We start from the raw sequence: 3,349 nt of genomic DNA, 5'->3' as shown, positions 1-3,349 counted from the left end.
ACCAAGCTGATCAGGAACAACAAATGATTCCAAACTTGCAGTGTTAATTTTCAGTTGAAAGTTGCTATTGCCTTTAAACATGATGTTGCCCGTCTCCTAATATGGACTACCCAAATTGGCTGATTAGCCTATCGATAAATGCAAATACAAAAACAAGTGGTACATTTTCGCACAGGAATTCCTATGATCGCATTTGTAATACTTTTAATAATTTTCGTATGAACTTTATTTACAAACCATCAATCAACCACGAGCCTACTATTCGAGACTTTAAGTTCTACCGCAAACTTCGCTTGTCTAAAAGTTAGAATTTGGGCAATTTTTGCAATCGATCCACGTATGATCAGTTTTAAAGGCGCTCATTTCCCAAACGGGTATCATTTTCTCTACGCTGTGTTTTTCTATTTCCGTTAGGGTGTTTCCTATCGAGATCTACAAGAAATTATGGAGGAAAAGGGTGTCAATGTTGATCATGCCACTTTGAATCGTTGGGTTATCAAATATTCTTCTTCATTAGGCCTAGCAGCCAAGAAAAGTAAACGGGCAGTGGCTCCCTCTTGAAAAATGGATGAGACATACATAAAAGTCAAAGGCTAGTGGATTTATCTATATCGCGCCGTTGATAAATTCGGTAACACCGTCGACTTCATGCTTTCTGAACATCGCGATGAAGCGGCAGCAACCGCGTTTTTCAAAAAAGCCATAGACACAAACGGATTTCCAAGCAAAGTAGTTATGGATAAAAGCGGTGTAAACTATACCGGACAGAAAAATATTAATTTCTTGCTGATGCTTGCCGGTTTGATCAGTTTTGTTGAAATACTCCAGATTAAATATTTGAATAACCTCATTGAACAAGATCACCGTTTCATCAAGAAAATCACGAACCCCATGATGGGATTTAAAACCTTTCATTCGGCAAAGGCAACCCTATATGGAATTGAAACCGCTCATATGATTTGAAAGGGACAACTGTCTGATAAAAATCAGGTTAATAATTGTAATTGAAGATTGTATTCAAATGCTGTCTCAAAGATTCACCCGTTTGCTCTGAATATAACACTTGCAATCGATCTCCATTCGCTGCAAAAAATGCCAAAGCTGCCTGACCGAATCCATGACTGTCCGCAAACCGTTTGCCTTCTGGCGTATTGATATCAGCTACAATAAATGTAACACGCTCATCGAAATCATCCCTTACTGCATTCATGGCAACCATAGTGTCGGTGCTTTGAAGTATATTGCCGTCATGCACCAATACAACCGCGTTAGTCCCCTGACCTATGACCGACAGATCCTGTGAAAAACTTCGTGGCAGTAAGCTCACTGCAATGAAGATCACCAGCAATATCAATGAAAATGTAATTAGTTTAGGCCAAATATTTTTCTTTTCCGGTGCAGCATTATTCGTTGTGGACATATTCTTTTCTCTCTTGGTTGTTAACAGCCGCCCGCCAGATTCAAGCAAATTTAGCGAGTCATGCAAAATAACGTGTGCAGATGGCTGTAATTTTGCGGGGAATAGCGAGATTATGCAACAAAAAATCGAGGAAATATGAACCGCAGCCTCTACTGGTGGAAGCTACAATTTGCGATCTCGCATTTAACATCTGCTATCAATTTTTCTAATTGAAAAGACACAGAAAGAATTGAGTAGCAATCAATCATGAACAGACAAGAAAAATATTCCCAACTATCTCAGCCTGTTACAAGCTTATTCAGGACAACAAGCGAGGAAGCTTTCTTATACAACCGCTCCATCATTTTCCAGTGGCTTTTTCTCTAGCTTAACTAGATCTTCGCGCTTGACTCCAAGAAGTACGAGGATAGAGCTGCCCACCATAATTGAAGAATAAATTCCAAACAGTATGCCGATTGTCAGAGCTAACGAGAAATAATAAAGCACTTCACCGCCAAATAAGAGCATTGCGATTACAACCATTTGTGTACTGCCATGCGTGATGATTGTACGCGACATGGTTTGCGTGATCGCACTATCAATTACTTGTGTCACTGAAGATTTGCGAAGCTTACGGAAATTTTCTCGAATACGGTCAAAAATAACCACCGATTCGTTCACTGAGTAGCCCAGTATTGCCAAAACCGCAGCGAGGACAGTCAATGAAAATTCCCATTGAAAAAAGGAAAAAAAACCGAGAATGATAATCACATCATGCAAATTAGCAATAATACCGGCTATCCCAAACTTCCATTCGAATCGTATCGCCAAGTATGCCACGATGCCTAATGAAACGAATAACAAGGCGAGAGCACCATTTTCCAATAATTCCTGCCCTACCTGCGGGCCCACAAATTCTACCCGTCTCATTTCAACTGAAGAATCAGCTTCTCGCAGTGCATCCAGAACAATTTCCGATAATTGGGCACTGGAAAACTCTGGCTTAATGGGCAATCGTATTAAAACTTCCCGTGAGGTGCCAAAGTTTTGCACACTCGCATCCGGCATCTCAAGACCAATCAATACACCGCGTATTTTTTCCAAGTCTGCTGTTTGAGTATAGCCAACTTCAAGCACTGTCCCACCCGTAAAATCCACTCCCAGGTTGAGTCCTTTTGTCGAGATAAAAAAGATTGCAAGAATAAACGTTATGATTGAAGCTATTGCTCCCGCTCTCCTCCATTTCATGAAGGGAATGTCACGCTCAAATCTAAATAATTCCATAGTAGTATTCCTTAATGCGGATTATTATTGTTTAGTTTTTTTGGTGTCAGCTGATTTACGTTTACTTTTAGCTTTATTTTTAGATATCGCTCTGGCTTTCGCTGAATCTTCTACTACGCTTTTATCTTCGTTTATGGCTGATGTTTGACTGACAATATCCGGCTTTATATTGCTCTCTTTAGTCTGTTCACTGCGTTTAGGTTCTGTACTCCCTGTAGTTTCAGTAATTTCATTTTCAGAGAGGAGATCGGATTTTCCAGTAACTAAACTAGGCTCCGGTATCCAGGTTATCCCGATGGGAATATTGTCGAGTTTGCGAAGGCTTCCGTACATAAAGTTAACCATACCTCTTGACACAAAAATTGCAGTAAACACGGATGTCATAATACCCAGGCATAGCACTACCGCGAAACCCTTAACCGGTCCCGAACCGAACGCAAATAAGGCAATGCCAGCAATCAAGGTCGTAATATTAGAATCCAGAATGGTGCCAAATGCGCGTTCATATCCTGCGTGAATGGCAAGTTGTGGGGAAGCACCTGCACGAAACTCATCCCTAATACGCTCATTAATAAGTACATTGGCATCGATTGCCATGCCTACCGTTAGAGCCAGCGCCGCCATTCCAGGCAATGTCAATGTTGCTTGCATGATGGATAACAAACC

The 3,349-nt window shown here is 40.8% G+C and carries 3 protein-coding genes and 1 pseudogene; 1 reads left to right on the top strand and 3 read right to left on the bottom strand.

Features of this window, described 5'->3' with window-relative positions:
* The first annotated feature begins 339 nt into the window (after positions 1-339).
* Positions 340-963: pseudogene (locus Q0C11_RS14585) on the top strand (IS6 family transposase).
* A 28-nt stretch (positions 964-991) separates the two neighbouring features.
* On the opposite strand, the gene Q0C11_RS14580 reads toward Q0C11_RS14585, so the two are convergent.
* From Q0C11_RS14580 to Q0C11_RS14570, 3 genes are all read right to left on the bottom strand, one after another.
* Positions 992-1,420, bottom strand: a complete 429-nt coding sequence (locus Q0C11_RS14580; RefSeq protein ID WP_293009209.1) for a hypothetical protein — start codon at positions 1,418-1,420, stop codon at positions 992-994.
* Positions 1,421-1,744: 324 nt separating this feature from the next.
* Positions 1,745-2,683 carry a protein translocase subunit SecF gene (secF, locus tag Q0C11_RS14575; RefSeq protein WP_293009207.1) on the bottom strand — a complete coding sequence of 313 codons (939 nt, stop codon included), beginning with the start codon at positions 2,681-2,683 and terminating at the stop codon, positions 1,745-1,747.
* A gap of 24 nt (positions 2,684-2,707) precedes the next feature.
* Positions 2,708-3,349, bottom strand: a 642-nt coding sequence (locus Q0C11_RS14570) for an MMPL family transporter (protein ID WP_293009205.1), incomplete at its 5' end; no start/stop codon positions are given.

The sequence above is a fragment of the Nitrosomonas sp. genome, assembly GCF_022842015.1.
Classification (GTDB): domain Bacteria; phylum Pseudomonadota; class Gammaproteobacteria; order Burkholderiales; family Nitrosomonadaceae; genus Nitrosomonas.
This window is presented reverse-complemented; position numbering and strand designations above follow the sequence as displayed.

Coding starts and splice junctions, on each gene's coding strand:
- Q0C11_RS14580 (WP_293009209.1), bottom strand. CDS start 1,420: ATGTCCACAACGAATAATGCTGCACCGGAAAAGAAAAATATTTGGCCT.
- secF (WP_293009207.1), bottom strand. CDS start 2,683: ATGGAATTATTTAGATTTGAGCGTGACATTCCCTTCATGAAATGGAGG.